Origin of the sequence: Phreatobacter sp. AB_2022a (assembly GCF_026847585.1) — a bacterium.
Classification (GTDB): domain Bacteria; phylum Pseudomonadota; class Alphaproteobacteria; order Rhizobiales; family Phreatobacteraceae; genus Phreatobacter.
The window spans coordinates 1-18,432 of the sequence record NZ_JAPSET010000049.1 but is presented as its reverse complement, the minus strand read 5'-3'; the positions used below and the strand labels follow the sequence as shown (position 1 = coordinate 18,432).

Annotated in this window: 18 protein-coding genes and 1 pseudogene; 3 read left to right on the top strand and 16 right to left on the bottom strand. The window is 67.5% G+C overall.

Features of this window, described 5'->3' with window-relative positions; all coding sequences use genetic code 11:
- Positions 1-6 precede the first annotated feature (6 nt).
- A complete protein-coding gene (locus OZ671_RS26325; protein ID WP_268863462.1) occupies positions 7-1,629 on the bottom strand; it encodes an acyl-CoA synthetase in 1,623 nt (540 codons plus the stop codon).
- A gap of 512 nt (positions 1,630-2,141) precedes the next feature.
- On the opposite strand from OZ671_RS26325, the gene OZ671_RS26320 reads away from it, so the two are divergent.
- Positions 2,142-2,906: an outer membrane protein gene (locus OZ671_RS26320; RefSeq protein WP_268863461.1), complete on the top strand. Its 765-nt coding sequence runs from the start codon at positions 2,142-2,144 to the stop codon at positions 2,904-2,906.
- 194 nt (positions 2,907-3,100) lie between these two features.
- Here the strand turns inward: OZ671_RS26320 and OZ671_RS26315 are convergent, their stop codons facing one another.
- The 8 genes from OZ671_RS26315 to OZ671_RS26280 form a co-directional block, all read right to left on the bottom strand.
- Positions 3,101-3,856: a sulfite exporter TauE/SafE family protein gene (locus OZ671_RS26315; protein ID WP_268863460.1), complete on the bottom strand. Its 756-nt coding sequence runs from the start codon at positions 3,854-3,856 to the stop codon at positions 3,101-3,103.
- Positions 3,857-3,933: 77 nt separating this feature from the next.
- Positions 3,934-4,833, bottom strand: coding sequence for a CheR family methyltransferase (locus tag OZ671_RS26310; RefSeq protein WP_268863459.1), 900 nt, complete (start codon positions 4,831-4,833; stop codon positions 3,934-3,936).
- The gene (locus tag OZ671_RS26305) at positions 4,830-6,008 is read right to left on the bottom strand and encodes a protein-glutamate methylesterase/protein-glutamine glutaminase (RefSeq protein ID WP_268863458.1); all 1,179 of its coding nucleotides are present in this window, start codon (positions 6,006-6,008) and stop codon (positions 4,830-4,832) included. The genes OZ671_RS26310 and OZ671_RS26305 overlap by 4 nt, the downstream gene beginning before the upstream one ends.
- Before the next feature lie 62 nt (positions 6,009-6,070).
- Positions 6,071-6,436, bottom strand: coding sequence for a response regulator (locus OZ671_RS26300; RefSeq protein ID WP_038307228.1), 366 nt, complete (start codon positions 6,434-6,436; stop codon positions 6,071-6,073).
- Between the two features lie 25 nt (positions 6,437-6,461).
- The gene (locus tag OZ671_RS26295) at positions 6,462-6,923 is read right to left on the bottom strand and encodes a chemotaxis protein CheW (RefSeq protein WP_038307230.1); all 462 of its coding nucleotides are present in this window, start codon (positions 6,921-6,923) and stop codon (positions 6,462-6,464) included.
- Positions 6,924-6,935: 12 nt separating this feature from the next.
- The gene (locus OZ671_RS26290; protein WP_268863457.1) at positions 6,936-9,629 is read right to left on the bottom strand and encodes a hybrid sensor histidine kinase/response regulator; all 2,694 of its coding nucleotides are present in this window, start codon (positions 9,627-9,629) and stop codon (positions 6,936-6,938) included.
- Between the two features lie 182 nt (positions 9,630-9,811).
- Positions 9,812-10,468 (bottom strand): histidine phosphotransferase ChpT, encoded by a 657-nt coding sequence (gene chpT / locus OZ671_RS26285; RefSeq protein WP_268863456.1) that lies wholly within the window; start codon positions 10,466-10,468, stop codon positions 9,812-9,814.
- A gap of 116 nt (positions 10,469-10,584) precedes the next feature.
- Positions 10,585-11,289: a DUF1013 domain-containing protein gene (locus OZ671_RS26280; RefSeq protein WP_268863455.1), complete on the bottom strand. Its 705-nt coding sequence runs from the start codon at positions 11,287-11,289 to the stop codon at positions 10,585-10,587.
- 367 nt (positions 11,290-11,656) lie between these two features.
- Here OZ671_RS26280 and rpsU point away from each other — a divergent pair, with 367 nt between their 5' ends.
- Together rpsU and OZ671_RS26270 are read left to right on the top strand one after the other, a co-directional pair.
- A complete protein-coding gene (gene rpsU / locus OZ671_RS26275) occupies positions 11,657-11,899 on the top strand; it encodes a 30S ribosomal protein S21 (RefSeq protein WP_038307235.1) in 243 nt (80 codons plus the stop codon).
- Positions 11,900-12,184: 285 nt separating this feature from the next.
- The gene (locus tag OZ671_RS26270) at positions 12,185-13,063 is read left to right on the top strand and encodes a tetratricopeptide repeat protein (protein WP_268863454.1); all 879 of its coding nucleotides are present in this window, start codon (positions 12,185-12,187) and stop codon (positions 13,061-13,063) included.
- A gap of 70 nt (positions 13,064-13,133) precedes the next feature.
- Here OZ671_RS26270 and OZ671_RS26265 read toward each other — a convergent pair whose 3' ends face one another.
- The 7 genes and pseudogenes from OZ671_RS26265 to OZ671_RS26235 all read right to left on the bottom strand — a co-directional run.
- The gene (locus OZ671_RS26265) at positions 13,134-13,934 is read right to left on the bottom strand and encodes an alpha/beta hydrolase (protein WP_268863453.1); all 801 of its coding nucleotides are present in this window, start codon (positions 13,932-13,934) and stop codon (positions 13,134-13,136) included.
- 86 nt (positions 13,935-14,020) lie between these two features.
- Entirely contained in the window at positions 14,021-14,503 is a 483-nt protein-coding gene (locus OZ671_RS26260; RefSeq protein WP_268863452.1) for a GNAT family N-acetyltransferase, read from the bottom strand.
- A 10-nt stretch (positions 14,504-14,513) separates the two neighbouring features.
- Positions 14,514-14,807, bottom strand: a complete 294-nt coding sequence (locus tag OZ671_RS26255; RefSeq protein WP_268863451.1) for a DUF3303 domain-containing protein — start codon at positions 14,805-14,807, stop codon at positions 14,514-14,516.
- Between the two features lie 73 nt (positions 14,808-14,880).
- The gene (locus OZ671_RS26250; RefSeq protein ID WP_268863450.1) at positions 14,881-16,281 is read right to left on the bottom strand and encodes an NAD(P)(+) transhydrogenase (Re/Si-specific) subunit beta; all 1,401 of its coding nucleotides are present in this window, start codon (positions 16,279-16,281) and stop codon (positions 14,881-14,883) included.
- A 10-nt stretch (positions 16,282-16,291) separates the two neighbouring features.
- A complete protein-coding gene (locus OZ671_RS26245) occupies positions 16,292-16,774 on the bottom strand; it encodes a proton-translocating transhydrogenase family protein (protein ID WP_268863449.1) in 483 nt (160 codons plus the stop codon).
- A gap of 10 nt (positions 16,775-16,784) precedes the next feature.
- Entirely contained in the window at positions 16,785-17,990 is a 1,206-nt protein-coding gene (locus OZ671_RS26240) for a Re/Si-specific NAD(P)(+) transhydrogenase subunit alpha (RefSeq protein WP_268863448.1), read from the bottom strand.
- A gap of 112 nt (positions 17,991-18,102) precedes the next feature.
- Positions 18,103-18,237: pseudogene (locus tag OZ671_RS26235) on the bottom strand (aa3-type cytochrome c oxidase subunit IV); the annotation flags it as partial.
- Positions 18,238-18,432: the final 195 nt, after the last annotated feature.

Genomic DNA, 18,432 nt, shown 5'->3' with positions numbered 1-18,432 from the left:
CTGGGCTCAGAGCGCCCGCGCCATCTCGCGCAGGCGGAACTTCTGGATCTTGCCGGTCGAGGTCTTCGGCAGCTCCGCAAAGACGACCGTGCGCGGGCACTTGAAGGCGGCGAGATGTTGCCGGCACCAGGCGATGATGTCGGCTTCGGTGGCGCTCCTGCCAGGCTTCAGCTCGACGAAGGCACAGGGCGTCTCGCCCCATTTGGCGTCGGGCCTCGCCACCACCGCCGCCGCCTGCACTGCCGGATGCTTGAACAGCGCATCCTCGACCTCGATCGAGGAAATGTTTTCGCCGCCCGAAATGATGATGTCCTTCGACCGGTCCTTCAGCTGGATGTAGCCATCGGGATAGAGCACGCCGAGATCGCCCGAATGAAACCAGCCGCCGGCGAAGGCCTCGTCCGAGGCGGCACGGTTCTTCAGGTAGCCCTTCATCACCACATTGCCGCGGAACATCACCTCGCCCAGCGTCTGCCCGTCGGCGGGCACGCGCTGCATGGTCTCCGGATCCATCACGGTGAGGTCGTCGAGCACCGTATAGGGCACGCCCTGGCGCGCCTTGAGCGCGGCATATTCGGCGCTGGCCAGTCCGTCCCAGTCGCGATGCCAGTCATTGATGACCGCCGGCCCGTAGGTTTCGGTCAGGCCGTAGAGATGGGTCACCTCGAAGCCCGCGGCCTGCATGGCCGCCAGCACCGCCTCCGGCGGCGGGGCGGCCGCCGTGAAGAACGAGACGCCGTGATCGAGGGCCCGCTTCTCGGCCTCGGGCGCATTGAGCAGCAGGCTCATGACGATCGGCGCCCCGCACAGATGGGTGACGCCGTGATCGGCGATGGCATCGTACATGGCCTTGGCGCGCACCCAGCGCAGGCAGACATGCGTGCCGGCCACCGCCGAGATCGACCAGGGAAAGCACCAGCCGTTGCAGTGGAACATGGGCAATGTCCACAGATAGACGGGATGCTTGGCCATGCCGCAGGTGACGACATTGCCCAGCGCCAGGAGGTAGGCACCGCGGTGGTGATAGACGACCCCCTTCGGATTGCCGGTGGTGCCGGATGTATAGTTGAGCGCGATCGCGTCCCATTCGTCGCCGGGCCGCGTCCAGTCGAAATCCTCCTCGCCGCCGGCGAGGAAGGCCTCGTAGCCGGTCGTGCCGACCGCCGCGCCGGCGCCGTCATATTCGGGATCGTCATAGTCGATCACCAGCGGCTTGACGCTGGCCTGAGCGAGGGCCTCGCGGGCGAGCGCTGAAAATTCGCGGTCGACGATGAAGACCTTGGCCTCGCCGTGATCGAGCGAGAAGGCGATGATCGGCGCATCGAGCCGGGTGTTCAGCGTGTTCAGAACCGCGCCCGCCATCGGCACCCCGTAGTGGCATTCGAGCATGGCCGGCGTATTGGCGAGCAGCACGGCTACGGTGTCGCCCTTGCCGACACCCGCCTTGGCGAGCGCCGAGGCGAGGCGGCGCGAGCGCGCGTAGAATTCCGCATAGCTCCGCCGCAGGCCGCCGTGGATGATCGCGCAATGATCGGGAAAGACGCGCGCTGCGCGTTCGAGGAAGGACAGCGGCGTCAGGGGCTGATAGTTCGCCGCGCGCTTTTCCAGATCGGTATCGTAGACGCTCATTCCACCGGGCCCTTCTCAACCCTCGTCCTTTGCCGGCCAAGCCTAGCCCGGCGTGATCTCCAGGGCTACTGACGGCAGGCCCGGCGGGCCATCGCGATCGCCTGGCAAGACCTACACGCGCCGGCTGAGGAGAGCTTCCGAAAACACGCTGGAGTAAGGCCGCCACGGCCGGGAATCGCATGGATTTCAGCCGTCCTGGGATGGTTTCGAATCCGTTAGCCAGGCAACAACATTTCAAACGAACCGCAATTATCGTTAGCAATATTCTAACGGCCTCATGACAGGTGTTGTGCTTCAGACACAGCACCCTACAAACAATTCAAACTAGATGGGGAAGGCGGCTCTCCGTCCTTCTTGTTAGTTGATTTCTCACGATCGTCCGATAGAGGTCGGCCGTGATGAGTAGACATGTATCGGCTTGGTCCTCCCACCGGCCGGGCGTGCCTGGAAAATCGTCAAATGCGCCGAACCGTCAAAGCGGGGTGGCGAAGTCAACCAAGGAAATGAACCTCATGAAGAAGTTTCTTCTCGCGGGTGCCGCCCTCGCCGCTCTCGCTTCCGGCGCCCAGGCCGCCGACCTCGGCGTTCGTCGCGTCGAAGTCCCGGCCGCGATCGTCTCCCCGGTGTTCTCGTGGACCGGCTTCTACGTCGGTGGCTATCTCGGCGTCAGCTCGCGCCAGGGCCGCTTCAACGACCTCGACGGCTACAACACGCCGGGCCCCTGGGGCGTCAACAAGACCAACTTCCTGGGCGGTCTGACCCTCGGCTACAACTACCAGATCACCCCGAACTTCCTGGTCGGTGTTGAAGGTGAAGTCGGCTATCTCGGCGGTTCGCGCCGCGCTGACCCGACCTCGCCGGGCCTCGACACCGTCGGCAAGATCAACGACGCCGTCTACGGCCTGATCACGGCCCGCGCCGGTTTCACCGTCGACCGCACCCTGTTCTACGTCAAGGGCGGTCTCGCCCTCGGCGGCGGCAGCGCCCGCGTCACCGACACCTGCTCGGTTGCTCCGTGCGGCCCGCTGACCCTCTCGGGTTCGCGTTCGTCGAACGTCGGCTGGACCATCGGTGGTGGTATCGAGTACGCCGCTTACCAGAACTGGACCGTCAAGGCTGAGTACAACTACGTTAGCTTCGGCAACCAGACCGTCAACGCTCTGGGCTCGGACGGCTTCAACTACCGCTTCCGCACCCAGAACAACGCCCACCTCTTCAAGATCGGCGTGAACTACCTGTTCTCGACCGGCCCGGGCGCTGTGGTTGCTCGCTACTGATAAGCCATCGATCTTCTCGCGAAGATCGTGACGAACGGGCCGCCTTCGGGCGGCCCGTTTTTTATTGCCCGCCCCTCGGGCGGCACGGGCTGGGCCAGCGCGGCCGGGCGAAGCTCCCGGACGGCCGTGTCGCCCGAGCGGAGCCGGGCGCCAGCGCCGGCGACCAGCTCACCCGCTTGCCTTGCCTGTTTCGTTTAAAGAAGCGCGCCGATGCCGCCGATGAGCAGCACCGCCCCGACGACGAAGGTCAGGGCGTAGATCAGCGCGTAGAAGGCCCCGGTCGGCATGCGCCTGACCAGCCAGATGCCGGCCATGTTGGAGAGGATGGCCACCGGAAACAGCGCCAGCGCCGTGCCGAGATTGGCCGTCGTCATCTGGCCGAGGGCAATGAACGGCGCCACCTTGACGAGATTGACCGCCGCGAAGAACAGGGCCGCGGTGCCGACGAAGACGTCGCGGCTGAGCCCGCGCGGCATGGCATACATGTTGAACGGCGGGCCGCCGACATGGATCACGAAGCTGGTATAGCCGGAGATCCAGCCGAGCACGGTCGCCGACAGCGCATTGTTCGGCCGCACGGCCGGTATCATGGCGGCCGGCCGCAGCCAGCGCTCGAGGCAGAAGATCACCGCGATCAGCCCGACGATGATGCGGATGACCGGCTCGGAGACGACCGAGGCGAAGGCATAGCCGGTGGCGATTCCGGCCAGCGCGCCGGGCGCGAGATAGGCCAGGACCTTGCCGTCCCAGGTCTTGCGATAGCTCCAGACGGTCACGACGTCCTGAACCATGAGCACCGGCAGGACGATGGCCGCCGCGGTGGTCGGCGCGATCACCAGCGACAGCAGCGGCATCGACAGGATGGCGACACCGGAAAAGCCGCCCTTGGACAAGCCGTAGAGCGTCACGGCCGGCACGGCCGCGGCATAGAAGGTCGGGTCGGTGATCATCGCCGTTCGGTAGCCGGAGCTGCGGCTGCGGACAAGGCTTACGAGCCATGCGCAGCGCAGGCTGCGCGCGGGCGGCGTCAGGCGAGCCCGGTACGCGGCGCGAGCGCGCCCGATACCGCCATGACCCGTGCCGGCGCGGCCGCGGCCGGGCGCGGCGCCGAGGCGGCGCCGGCCGGGACATAGAGCCCGCGCCGGTCGGCGACCGGCTTGTAGGCGTCGGTCAGCCCGACCACCGTTTCCGCCGCGCCGAGCAGGAGATAGCCGTCCGGCGCCGTCTGCCTGGCTGCCCGGTTGAGCACGCCGACCTTGGTCGGCTGGTCGAAATAGATCAGCACGTTGCGGCAGTAGATGATGTCGAACTGGCCGAGGGCGGAAAAATCGTTGAGCAGGTTGAGCGGCCGGTACTGCACCATCGCGCGGATCTCCGGCGCGATGGTCCATTGGTCGCCGTTCTGCGTGAAATATTTGAGCAGCATCTGGATCGGCAGGCCGCGCTGCACCTCGAACTGGGTGTAGACGCCGGCCCGGGCGCGCTCCAGGACCTCGTTCGACAGGTCGGTGCCGATGATCTCGATGCGCCATCCGGCGACCGCTGGCCCCATCTCCTTCAGCATCATGGCCAGCGAATAGGGCTCCTGCCCGGTCGAGGCGGCCGCGCACCAGATGCGGATATGCCGCTTCGCCGCGCGTGCCGCGAGCAGCGCCGGCATCATCACGTCGCGGAAATGGTCGAACGGTGTCTTGTCGCGGAAGAAGAAGCTCTCGTTCGTGGTCATCGCCTCGGTGACCTTGGCGGCGAGCCGCTCGGAACCCGGCGCCTTGAGCTTCAGGACGATCTCGCTGATGCCGGCAAGACCCTCCTTGCGCGCGATCGGCATCAGCCGGCTCTCGATCAGATATTGCTTGTCGTTGGACAGCATGAGCCCGGAGCGGGTTTTCAGGAAGCCGCGCAGATAGTCGTAGTCGAGCGGTGTCACGACCGGTCTCCTGAGAACAGGCGTACAATCTTGGCTGCGATCTGGTCGACCGGCAGCACGGCGGCGGCGTGGCCGGCCATGGCGACCGCCCCGGGCATGCCCCAGACGACGGAGGAGGCCTCGTCCTGGGCGATCACATTGCCGCCGGCCGCCACGACGTCGCCGGCGCCGTGCGAGCCGTCCGAACCCATGCCGGTCAGCACGCAGGCGAGCACCGCGCCGCCCCAGACCTGCGCCGCCGACTTGAACAGCGGGTCGACGGCCGGCTTGCAGAAATTGATCGGCGGCCCGTCGTCGAGCTGGATCGCCGGCGTCGCGCCGACACGCTTGACCAGCATGTGGCGGCCGCCGGGAGCGACGTAGATGTGGCCGGCCTGCACCGGCTCACCGTCCTTCGCTTCGGTCGCCGGCCGGCCGGTGGCCTTGGCCGTGTGCTCGGCGAGGATGGTGGTGAAGGTCGGCGGCATGTGCTGGGTGATCAGCACCGGCACGCGCTCGAGAATGGGCTGGAGGCCGCGCAGCACCGTGGTCAGCGCCTGCGGGCCGCCGGTCGAGGCGCCGATCACCAGCACCTTGGGCAGCATGGCCTGGAAGGCCCGCGTCTTGAACGCATGCGGCGCATGGGCGTGAGGCACGATCGACGGCGCAGCGACGCGCGCCGGCGCCGCCGCGGTCTGCGCCCTCGCGGCCGTCGCGCTCGCCCGCGCCGGCAGCCGGTGCCGGCGACCGAGCGCACGGATCTTGTCGATCAGCTCGCGCCGAAAGGCCGGCGAGGTGGTGACGCCGGCATTCGATTCCGGTTTCGGCACATAGTCGGCAGCGCCCAGCGACAGGCATTTCAGCGAGATCTCGGCGCTGCGGCGGGTCAGCGTCGAGGCCATGACGACGACCAGGTCGCGCTTTGCCGCGATCATCAACGGCAGCGCGGTCAGGCCGTCCATATCGGGCATCTCGATGTCGAGCACCACCACGTCAGGATCCTGCCGCGTGATGTCGGCCACCGCCTCGCGCGCCGAGCGATGGGCAGCGACCAGCGTCATGTCCGGCTCGTCCGATATCCAGCGCCCGACCAGCCCGCGCACGACCACGGCATCGTCGACCAGCATGACCTTGATCGGTTCGGCCTGGGCCGCGGCGCCTGCCGCCGGCGCGCCGGTCGTGGACGCGAAACTCATGCACAGCCACTCGCGCTGGAGGGAATTGGAGGACGCAGGCCGATCGCCGCGCCGGGCGAGGCTCAGATCAGGCCGACCTCGGCGAACTTCGCCTCGACGATGTCCTTGTCGAACGGCTTCATGATGTATTCGTCGGCACCCGCATGCATGGCGCGCGCAATGTGGGCGACGTCGTTCTCGGTGGTGCAGAACACCACTTTCGGCTCGCCGCCGCCGGGCAGCTTGCGCAGCTCGCGCAGGAACTCGTAGCCGTCCATGACCGGCATGTTCCAGTCGAGCAGGATCGCGCCGGGCATGGCGCGCCGGCAGACCTCAAGTGCCTTCTGGCCGTCCTCGGCCTCCTCGATGGTGAAGCCGAGCCCCTCCAGGATGCGGCGGGCGACCTTGCGGATGACGGAGCTATCGTCGACCACGAGACAGGTTTTCATCACACGGGATCCTGACTGTTGAAGGTTAGGCCGCCAGGGCCTCGCCACCCGTGGCGAGCACGGCGTCGACGTCGAGAATGACCATGAGCTGGCCGTCGAGCCGGTGCACGCCGGCCGAAACGCGCGTCCAGCGCGCGTCGAGATTGATCGGGTTCTGCTCGCGGCTGTCGGGCGAGAGCTTCAGCACCTCGCCGACCGTGTCGATCAGGAGACCGTAGCTTTCGCCCTTGGATTCGATGCCGACCGCCATCGGCGGCCGGGCCTCGCCCACCTGCGCCATGCCGAGGCGCACGCGCATGTCGATGGCCGTGACGATGCGGCCGCGCAGGTTCAGGACCCCGGCGATCTCCGGGCTCGCCAGCGGCACGCGGGTGATGCGGTCGGGCATGAACACGTCCTGCACCCGCGAGATCGGCAGGCCGAACAGCTGGCCGCCGATCAGCACGGTCACATATTCGGTGACGTCATCGGTCGTGGTGGTCTGCACGGGTCAGGTCCTTCAGGCGGCGTGGGCGTAGTCGAAAGCCGTTTCCTTCAGGGCCGCGATCAGGCCCTGCCGGTCGAACTTGGCGACATAGTCGTGGAAGCCGGCGAGCCGGGCGCGCTCGATCGACGCCGGATTGGTCATCGACGAGAGCGCGATGATCGGGATCTCGCGGAAGCGCGGATCGGCGCGCAGCGCCTCGGCGAACTCGAAGCCGTTCATCTCGGGCATCTCGATATCCGAGACGACGACGTCGTACTGGCCGCGCTTCATCAGCTCCAGCGCCTCGGCGCCGGCCGCCGCGGTGGTGACGTCATAGCCGGCGGCCTTCAGCACCGGAGTGAGCATGTTGCGGAAGAACGGCGAGTCGTCGACGAACAGCAGGCGCTTGGTCAGCGCCTCCACGCGCATTTCCTTGCGCTTGAACCAGTCCTCGAAGGCGAGCGGCAGATAGTGGCCGATATCGAGGATCTCGGTCGCCTGCCCCTTGATGACCGCCGAGCCGAGCAGGCCCGGCACGTCTGAGGCGACCTGGATGTCGAGCGCGTCCTCGACGATGTCGACGATCTCGTCGACCACGAGGCCCATCGAGCGTCCGGCATCGGAAAAGACCAGCAGCGGCTGGGCGCCTTCCGCCCGCACCTGGACGGTGCCGTTGACCGGGATCAGCGGCATCAGCGCGCCGCGATACTGGACGAGATGGCGGCCGTGCGAGGTTTCGATCTTGTCGACGCCGACCTCCTCGAGCCGGGTCACCAGCGACAGCGGCACCGCCTTCGGCTCCGGCGTGCCAGCCCGGAACACCAGCATGGAAATGAGCTTGGCCTCGCCGGCGCGGCGGCTGTCGCCTTCCTCCTGATCGGCCGAGGCGGAGACGTCGCTGCCGAGCGCCGCGGCGATGCCGTTCGGATCGATGATCATGATCACCGAGCCGTCGCCGAGGATGGTCGTGCCGGAGAACATGCCGATATGCCGGAGCTTGGTCGACATCGGCTTCACCACGATCTCCTCGGTGTGGAAGACCTGGTCCACGACGATGCCGAAGGTCTGGCTGCCGACCTGGGTGACGACGATGAAGCCGTTCTCCTCGTTGAGCGGCTGGCCGTCCTGGATGCCGAGCAGCTGCTTGAGGTGGATCAGCGGCAGGAGCTTGTTGCGCAGCCGGAGCACCGGCGTGTCCTTGATGCGCTCGATGCGATGCTCGGAATTCTGCTGCGCGCGCACCAGTTCGATCACCGAGAGCTGCGGGATGGCGAAGCGGTCGCCCGCGCTTTCCACGATCAGTGCCGAGACGATGGCGAGCGTCAGCGGGATCTTGATGGTGACGGTGGTGCCTTCGCCCTGGACCGACTTCAGATCGATCGTGCCGCCGATCTGGTCGATATTGGTGCGCACCACGTCCATGCCGACGCCACGGCCGGAAACCGAGGTGACGGCGGCGGCGGTGGAGAAGCCGGGCGCGAAGATGAATTTGTGGATCTGCGCTTCGGTGAGCTTGTCCAGCTCGGCTTCGGTGGTGATGCCGCTCGACAGCGCCTTCTTCTTGATCCGCTCGGTGTTGAGGCCGCGCCCGTCATCGGCGATGGCAATGACGATATGGCCGCCCTCATGATAGGCGGCAAGCCGGATCGTGCCCTTTTCGGACTTGCCGGCCAGGCGTCGCTCCTCCGTGCTCTCCAGGCCGTGATCGGCCGAATTGCGCACCATATGGGTGAGCGGGTCCTTGATCAGATCGAGGACCTGCCGGTCGAGCTCGGTCTCGGCGCCGTGCATTTCGAGCTCGATCTGCTTGTTGAGCTCGTTGCCGAGGTCGCGGACGATGCGCGGCAGCTTCTGCCAGGCATTGCCGATCGGCTGCATGCGCGTCTTCATGACGCCGTCCTGCAGCTCGGCCGTCACGTTGGACAGGCGCTGCAGCGGCACCTTGAATTCGGAATCCTCGTGCCGGCGAACGATCTCCAGCAGCTGGTTGCGGGTCAGCACCAGCTCGGAGACCATGGTCATCAGCTGTTCGAGGGTGTCGACATTGACCCGCAGAGTCTGGCCGCCCTTGAGCGCCTCGGCCTTGTCCTCGTCCTCGCCGCCGGCGCTGGGATTGCGGGCAGCCGCCTTGCGTCCGTCGGCCTTGGCCGGCTTGGCCGGAGCCTCGGCGGCCGGGGCGGCCGGCGCCGGAGGCGGCACCGGGGCGGCGACGACCTCGGTCGCGGTTTCGCGGAACGCGCGCTCCAGCTCGTCGAGCGACACTTCGCCCGGACGCAGTGGCCGCTCCAGGGTCTGGGGCGCCAGCATGCCGACGGTCACTTTCGGCGTCTCCTCGACGACAGGTGCGACGCCTGCCGCAGCCGAGGTCGCCTCGAGCTGGGTGATCAGGTCGCCGTCGTCGCCGTCGGGTTCGCTGCCGATGCCTTCGAGTTCCGCAAGGATCTCCTTCAGCCGGTCGATGGTGAACAGGATCAGCGTGACGCCGTCGCCGGTGACCGGCGAGCCGTCGCGATATTTGCCCATCAGCGTCTCGGCGGCATGCGCCAGCGCCTCGAGGCGCGGCAGGCCGAGGAAGCCGCAGGTGCCCTTGATGGTGTGAACCAGTCGGAAGATATTGCCGAGAATGCTGGCGTTGTTGGGGTCCTGCTCGAAGCGGACGAGCTCGACATCGACGACATCGAGACTTTCCGAAGTCTCGGTCAGGAATTCACGCAGCAGGTCATCCATGTCGACGCGCCCGAACAAAAGGAAACTAGCGGATCGACGACACGATCCCCCCGGTGACCAAATGTCGGGCAAAAGGGTTAAATCTTGTTGAAGTTGAACCCCTGCGGATTGCTCGTTCTGCGAGCGAAACAACTTATTTTTGAAAGCCTTGCCGGCGCTGGAAAACGGCCGGGCCGGCCGCCTCAGGCGCCGCGTAGGACGACCTTGTCGTCGACCTTCTCGATGGTCACCGAGACGCCCGCGGCGCGGGCGAGCAGGCCGGTATAATAGGGCTGGATGGCGTGGGCGTCGATCGTGCCCTGCTCGTTGCCGGGAATGCCCGCGACGAGCTCGACGGCATGCGGCGGGATGCGCGCATTGAGGCCGGTGACGGTGACGAGGAAGCCGGTCCCGTCGCCTTCGCCGATCGTCTCGACCCGGATCACGCCGCCGCGCGGGATCGCTGCGGCGCCCAGCATCAACAGGTTCAGGAGCAGCTTCACCCGGTTCTTCGGCAGATAGGCCGCCGGCACCTGCCAGTCGACGCTGGTGCGGTCGTCATTGAAAAAATTGGCCGCCACCGCCTGCGCGTCGCGCGTGTCGATGGCCGAGCCGGCCGACCCGGCCGCACCGAAGGCGATGCGGCAGAACTGCAGCCGCGCCGAGGCGGTCTTGGCGCTCTTGCGGATCAGGTCGAGCGCGAGCTCGGCCGTCGCCTCGTCGGCCCCATCCTCCATCAGCTCCAGCCCGTTGACGATGGCGCCGACCGGCGAGATCACGTCATGGCAGACGCGGCTCGCGAGGAGAGCGGCAAGGTCGAGACCGTCGAGGCTGACGGGCGAGCGGGGCGTATCGGACATCATTCATCTCCGGCAAGGCGAATCGGGACGGCCCCGCCGGGCGCGGGGCGCCCCCGGCGTACAACGTCGCGAGCCCGGCGGGAAGGGTGCGGTTGCCGCCCTCCACCGGACCAGGCTCACTCCTCGTCGGCATCCTCCTCGCGCGTCGGCTTCAGATTGGCGAAGACCTTGGCGGCGTCGTAGCGCTCCTCGCGCTTCGGCGCTTCGGGACGCTCGAACGGATCGTATTTGGGCGGCGCCTGGGTGGTCTGATCAGCCGGCAGCAGGGTCTGCTCGGCGACCGTCTCGACCGGCCCGCGCTCCTTGGCGGCGCGGTTGACCTCGAAATCGAGATCGATCTGCGAGCACAGGCCGAGCGTCACCGGATCCATCGGCGTCAGCGTCTGAGAGTTCCAGTGCGTGCGGTCGCGGATCGCCGCGATCGTCGGCTTGGTGGTGCCGACGAGGCGCATCACGGCGGCATCCTTCAGCTCCGGATGGTTGCGCACCAGCCAGAGGATGGCGTTCGGTCGGTCCTGGCGGCGCGACACCGGGGTATAGCGCGGCCCCTTCTTGCCCTTGACCTCGGGCAGCTTGACCTTCGGCGGCGCGAGCTTCAGCCGGTAGGCCGGATCCTTCTCGGCCTTGGCGATCTCCTCGCGGGTGAGCTGGCCGGTAATGATCGGGTCGGCGCCCTTGATGCCTTGGGCGGCCTCGCCGTCGGCGATCGCCTTCACCTCGAGCGGGTGCAGCGTGCAGAAGGCGGCAATCTGGTCAAAGGACAGGGCGGTATTGTCGACGAGCCACACGGCGGTGGCCTTGGGCATCAGCAACTGGGTCATGGCAAGCCTCGTTCTTCGTCGATCGCGGGCTGACCGATCCCGTGCCCTGGCCGGGGGGCCTGGGCCGAGGCGGCTGCCTCATAACGATCGCAGGATCGGGAAATCACTTCGCGATATAGCGCTTGCCCGGCCCGGACGCAAACCTGCAGTTGGGCCGGGACGTGACGCGACGGGTCAGCGAGGCCCCCTCCGCGCGCCCTCCCCCGCAGCGGAAAAGACGCCGCGAAGTCAGCAAATCAGGCGGTTTTGACATGGACAAGGCCGCTTGATTCTGATATCGGCCTGTCTCTCTCGAGCAGCGGCAACGTTGCGCGGCAATTCCTGTCGTGCCAACCGCCCTATCAGTCAGGTTTGAAGGAACACCGGCGTGCAGGTTCTCGTTCGCGACAACAATGTCGATCAGGCGCTCAAGGCTTTGAAGAAGAAGATGCAGCGCGAAGGCATCTTCCGGGAAATGAAGCTGCGCGGCCACTACGAGAAGCCGTCGGAGAAGAAGGCACGTGAGAAGGCCGAGGCCGTGCGCCGCGCCCGCAAGCTGGCCCGCAAGCGCGCCCAGCGTGAAGGCCTGATCCCGGCCAAGCCTGTCAAGGCCAAGGTCGGCGCCCGCTGACACCTTTTACAAGCCGATGCCGTAATTTTGACAGGCCCGCAACGAAACCTTCGTGCGGGCCGTGTTCATTTCGGGCGCACGGCTTTCGCTTCCCGTGGCATGTGGACGCGTAGATTGTCGGCGACGTGAAGTTCGATCCGCATCGCGAATGCCGGTTCGTTTCCAACCTCGGCGGTCCGCCATCAGGCGCAGGCGCCGGAACCGAACCTGGGTTGCGGCAAGACAACACGCCGGTCATAGCCTGATAAAGGGCGTGCCGACCGCGATTCGAAGGGGATGATAGGGATGACAGGCTCCGCCACCTCGACCATCCGGATGATCAGGTGCGCGGCCCTGGTCGCCGGCAGCGTGGCGCTCGCCGCCTGCGGAACCACCGGCGGCGTGGGCTCGGTGACCGGCGGCGACGATGCCGATTCGCAATATATCGGCTCGACCGCCAACCTCTCCTCCCTGTCGGACGTGGTGGCCCGCAACCCCAATGACCCGCAGGCCTACAACATGCGCGGCACCGTGCTCGCGCGCACCGGCCGACAGTCCGAGGCGCTCTCCGACTTTTCCCGCGCCATTCAGCTCGACGGCAACTATGTCCAGGCCCTGTCCAACCGGGCCCTCCTCTACCGCCAGACCGGGCGCACCGACCTCGCCCTCGCCGACTACAACAGGGCGATCCAGGCCGACGGCAACTATGCCGCCGCCTATGTCGGCCGCGGCAACATCTACCGCGCCCAGGGCCGCTCGGCCGAGGCGCTCGCCGACTACAACCGGGCAATCCAGATCCAGGGCTCGAACCCGCAGGCCTACCACAACCGCGCGCTCGTCTATGCAAGCCAGGGTAATCACCGCCAGGCGGTGGAGGACTTCACGACCGCCCTCGGCCTCGCGCCGAACAACCCCGAACCCTATTTCGGACGCGGCCTGAGCTACCAGGCGCTCGGCGACAACCAGGCCGCCCTCAACGATTTCAACGAGGCGGTCCAGTTCAATCCGCGTTCCGCCGATCTCTGGGTTGCCCGCGGCAAGGCGCTGGAGGCAGCCGGCGACACCGAGCGGGCGCTCGGCTCCTATACCAAGGCGCTCAGCATCGAGGAGAACAATCCCGCCGCCCGCGATGCCTTCGCCCGGCTCGGCGGCCGTTCGGGACAGAGCTACCGCCTGTTCAACTAAGCCCGGTGGCCTGAAGCCGGCCAGCGTGCCGGCCCTGGCGCGCGCCGGCACGCACAGCCTGCCCCGCGCCTTATCGCGCGATCTCGCCGACGAAACCCAATACCGCCTCCCGGCTGCCGCGCGACCAGAGGTCGTTGTGGCCGCCGCCGACGATGCGGACGAAGCGCTTCGGCTCGGCGGCCTGCTGGAACAGTCGCTCGCCATGGCCGATCGGCACGGTCATGTCGGCGCTGCCGTGCACGATCAGCACGGGCGCGCGCACTCGGCCGATACGCTCCCGCGAGAGGAAGCCGTCGGCGATCAGGAGGCGCACCGGCAGGAACGGAAAGATCTCCGCGGCGCGGTCCGCGATGGCGGTGAAGGGGGCGCTCAGGACGAGGCCGGCAACCGGCCGCTCGGCGGCCAGCGCCGTCGCCACGCCCGAGCCGAGCGACTCGCCGAGGAGCACGATGCGCGCCTCCGGCGCACGCTCGCGCACCGCGTCGTAGGCCGCCCGGGCATCGGCGATCAGGCCAGCCTCGCTCGGCCGGCCCGGCGAGCCCGCATAGCCGCGATAGGACAGGGCCATGACGCCATAGCCCGCCGCCGTCAGGTCGCGGAAGACCGGCGCCCAATAGGACAGGTTGCCGCCATTGCCATGCATGTGGATGACCACCGGCCGTCCGGCCTGCGGCGGCATCCACCACATGCGCACCGGCGCGCCATCCTCGGCCCGCGCCTCGACGACCTCGGCGACCAGCCCGACCTCGCGCGGACTGACCCCGGTCGTGTCGGGAAAATAGAGCAACCGTCGCTGCAGGCCCCACATGGCGGCGCAAAGCACGAGATAGCCGATGATGCCGAGGACGGCGACGATACCGAGCCACTTCATGCGCCGAGACTGCGAGCCGGCTGTTTCCGGACCATGTCGTCGCACGCACTTTTTTGCCGCACTGGCCGGATCCCGGCGCTTCCGAGCTAGCGCCCGACCTCCTTGGTCAGCTCGATCGCGGCGGCGCGGAAGCCGAAACGCTCATAGGCGCGGCGGGCGACCCCATTGCCGGCAATGACGCCGATCCTGAGCCGGCTGACCGCGTGCAGCCGGGCAAGCCGCTCGGCCTCCTCCAGCAGGGCCGTGCCGATGCCCTGGCCGCGATGGCGCTCGTCGACGACGAGCTCGGCGATGTGTCCGACCTTGCCGATCTCGGCGCTGAGATAGGGCTCCTTGCGATCGATGAAGAAGGCCATCATGCCGACCGCCTCCCGGCAGTCGAGCGCCAGGACCACAGCGCCGCCCTGCTCCGCCGCACGGCGCAGGTCGAGGTCGAGGCAGGCCTCGGCCGCGGCATGGTCCTTCGCGCGATCGCCCGAGATCGCATCCTCGAACACGTTGAGCTGATGGATCAGCCCGATGGCGGCGCGCCGGTCGCCCGGCTCATAGGGGCGCAGGATGAGGCTCATCAAAGACCCCTCATTCCCGCGCCGGCGCGTCGAGGAACGGCGCGATCACCGCGCCCGTCTCCTTGCTGCCGACCACCGGCACGATCTCGAAGCTGACGCCCGTGCCGCGCCAGTTCAGCACCCATTGCTGCAAGAGGCGCAGGTCGTCGCATCGCATGAGCTGGAAGCAGCGGCCGAAATTCGGCTCCACCCAGCTGTCGACATAGGTCAGCCCTTCCGGCAGCGACCGGCCGGCATCGCGCGCCCGGCGATAGGCCGGCACGGCGTCCTGATCGGCGAAGCGCTCGATGACCATGAACAGCATGGCAGCCTCCGGAGACAGCGAAACGGGGCCCGAAGGCCCCGTCCGCAACTCTATCCGGAATGACGCGCCTGCCTCAATGGGCGAGCGCCTTGACGATGTTCTCGACCATCTTCTTGGCGTCGGCGAACAGCATCATGGTGTTGTCCTTGAAGAACAGCTCGTTCTCGACGCCCGCATAGCCCGATCCCATGCCGCGCTTGATGAACAGCACGGTGCCGGCCTTTTCGACGTCGAGGATCGGCATGCCGTAGATGGGCGAGGTCTTGTCGGTCTTCGCGGCCGGATTGGTCACGTCATTGGCGCCGATGACGAACGCGACATCGGCCTGGGCGAACTCCGAATTGATGTCCTCGAGCTCGAAGACCTCGTCATAGGGCACATTGGCCTCGGCCAGCAGCACGTTCATGTGCCCGGGCATGCGGCCGGCGACCGGATGGATGGCGTATTTCACCTCGACCCCGGCCTGCTTCAGGAGGTCGGCCATTTCGCGCAGGGCGTGCTGCGCCTGGGCCACCGCCATGCCATAGCCCGGCACGATGATCACCTTCGAGGCGTTCTTCATGATGAAGGCCGCATCGTCGGCCGAGCCCTGCTTGACCGGGCGGGTTTCGACCGCGCCGCCCGCCGCGGCCGTCTCGCCGCCGAAGCCGCCGAGAATGACCGAGATGAACGAGCGGTTCATCGCCTTGCACATGATGTAGGACAGGATCGCGCCGGACGAGCCGACCAGCGCACCGGTGATGATCAGCGCGGTATTGCCCAGCGTGAAGCCGATGCCCGCGGCCGCCCAGCCCGAATAGGAGTTGAGCATGGACACGACCACCGGCATGTCCGCGCCGCCGATCGGGATGATCAGGGTCACGCCGATGACGAAGGACAGGAGCACGATGAGCCAGAAGGCGAAATGGCTCTCGGTGCGGATGAACACGACCATCAGGATCACGATCGCCGCGGCGATCGCGATGTTGAGCAGGTGGCGCTGCGGCAGGATGATCGGCTTGCCGCTCATCCGCCCGTCCAGCTTCAGGAAGGCGATGATCGAGCCGGTCAGCGTGATGGCGCCGATGGCGACGCCGAGCACCATCTCGAACAGCGAGGCGCCCTTGATGGCACCGCGCTGGCCGAGATCGAAGGCGGTCGGCGCATAGAGCGCGGCCGCGGCGACGAAGACGGCGGCCAAGCCGACGCCCGAGTGGAACGCGGCGACGAGCTGCGGCATCGAGGTCATCGGCACGCGCCGGGCGATCACCGCGCCGATGCCGCCGCCGATGCCGAGACCGAGCAGGACCAGGATCCAGGAGCCGACGCTGGACGGCGGATGCGAGGCGAGCGTCGTCAGGATCGCGATCGCCATGCCGGTCATGCCGAACATGTTGCCCTGGCGCGAGCTCTCGGGGCTCGACAGGCCGCGCAAGCTCAGGATGAACAGGACGCCGGACAGGAGATAGAGAAGCGCTGCAAGATTGGCTGACATTGGATCCCCCTCAGCCCTTCTTTGCCGCTGGCTTGTCTTTCGTCTTGTACATCGCGAGCATGCGCTGCGTGACGAGGAAGCCGCCGAAGATGTTGATCGCCGCGAGGATCAGGCCGAAGAAGCCGAAGAGGCGCGCGAGGAATGAGCCGGTCTCCATCCAGGACACGCCGACGGCGAGCAATGCGCCGACCACGATGACCGACGAGATCGCGTTGGTGACCGACATCAGGGGAGTGTGCAGGGCCGGCGTCACCGACCAGACGACGTAGTAGCCGACGAACACCGCCAGCACGAAGATGGCGAAGCGGAACATGGTCGGGTCGATCGCCCCGCCGCTCGCCGCATGGGCCGCGGCGCCCGCGGCGGTGGCGAACTGGTCGGCGACGGCGGTGGCCTGTTCGGCCGCGATGCGCGCCTGCTCGGCTGCGGTGCGGGCAACCTCGGCTGCCGCGCGCGCCCTATCCAGGGCCTGATCCGGAGAAAGATTGGCCATTGATGCACCCTCAGGCGTTGCTGGTTTTTGTCGGCTCGTCGGCCGTGGCGGCGGGCGCCGCGGCCGGCGCCGTTGCCCCCGTCGCGGGGGCCGCGGCCTGGAAGCTCGGATGCACGATGGCGCCGTCGCGGGTCAGCAGCGTCGCCTTCACCAGTTCGTCCTCCCAGGGCACGACCAGCGACTTGGTCTCCTTGTCGATCATGATCTCAAGGAACGCGAAGAGGTTCTTCGCGTAGAGCGCGGACGAGGTCGCCGCGAGCCGGCCCGGCACGTTGAGATGGCCGACGATCTTGACGCCGTTCGCCGTGGTGACGACAGACCCGGCCTTGGCGCCTTCGACGTTGCCGCCGCGTTCGACCGCAAGGTCGACGATGATCGAGCCCGGCCGCATCGAGGCGACCATGGCCGCGCTGACGAGGCGCGGCGCGGGCCGGCCCGGGATCAGCGCCGTGGTGATCACGATGTCCTGCTTGGCAATGTGCTCGGCGACGAGCGCGGCTTGCTTGGCCTGGTATTCGGCCGACATCGGCTTGGCATAGCCCGCCGCCGTCTCGGCCTGCCTGAACTCGTCGTCCATGACCGCGACGAATTTGGCGCCGAGGCTTTCGACCTGCTCCTTGGCGGCCGGCCGCACGTCGGTGGCGGTGACCACCGCGCCGAGGCGCCTTGCGGTCGCGATCGCCTGCAGGCCGGCGACGCCGGCGCCCATGACGAAGATGCGTGCCGCCGGAACCGTGCCGGCGGCGGTCATCATCATCGGCAGCGCCCGGCCGAACTCGGCCGAGCCGTCGATCACGGCCCGGTAGCCGGCAAGATTGGCCTGCGACGACAGAACGTCCATGACCTGGGCGCGCGTGATGCGCGGCATCAGTTCCATGGCGAAGCTGGCGATGCCGGCCCTGGCCATGTCGGCGAGCGCCTGGTCGTTGCCGTGGGGGTCCATGGTGGCCAGCACCACCGCGCCGGACTTGTAGCCCGAGAGCTCGGCCGCGGTCGGCCGGCGCACCTTGAGCACGACATCGGCACCTTGCACCGCGTCCTTGGCGAGCCTCGCGCCGGCGGCCTCGTAGTCGGCATCGGTGATGCCCGATTCAAGGCCCGCCCCGGGCTCGACGACGAGCTCCGCCCCGAGCGCGATCAGCCGTTTGACCGTGTCGGGTGTCGCGCTGACGCGCGGCTCCGCGGCATCGATCTCCTTAGGGACTGCAATGCGCATCAAATAGTCCTCCGGTGACCCGTCTTGCGCGGGCGCGCCGGGGGGCGCGGAACGGTAGGAGCGCGGCCGATGCCCCCCTCAGACGGACGCTCTCAGGACATCACAGAAGGAAATAAGCCATCAGGATCAGCACGAGGACGACGGCGACGCTGCCCCATTTGGTCAGGCCGACGAAAAGCTCATAGGTCTTTTCGTGCTCGGCATAATCCATCGGCGCGGTACCGTCGACGTGGGGCTCGGAAGCCATGGCGCATCTCCCAACAAGGCAATAGTCCTGGCAGGGGTAACCCATGAATGCGCTTCTGGCAACGCGGCTTTTGCGCCGCAGCAGGGCCGGGCCGCGCGCGGTCCTGGCGTCAGCGCGGCGAGGTGAAGGCAGGCACGCCTGCGGGAGCCGCATTGGCCCCGCCGCCGACGCCGAAGAGGCCGCCGGGCAGCGGCG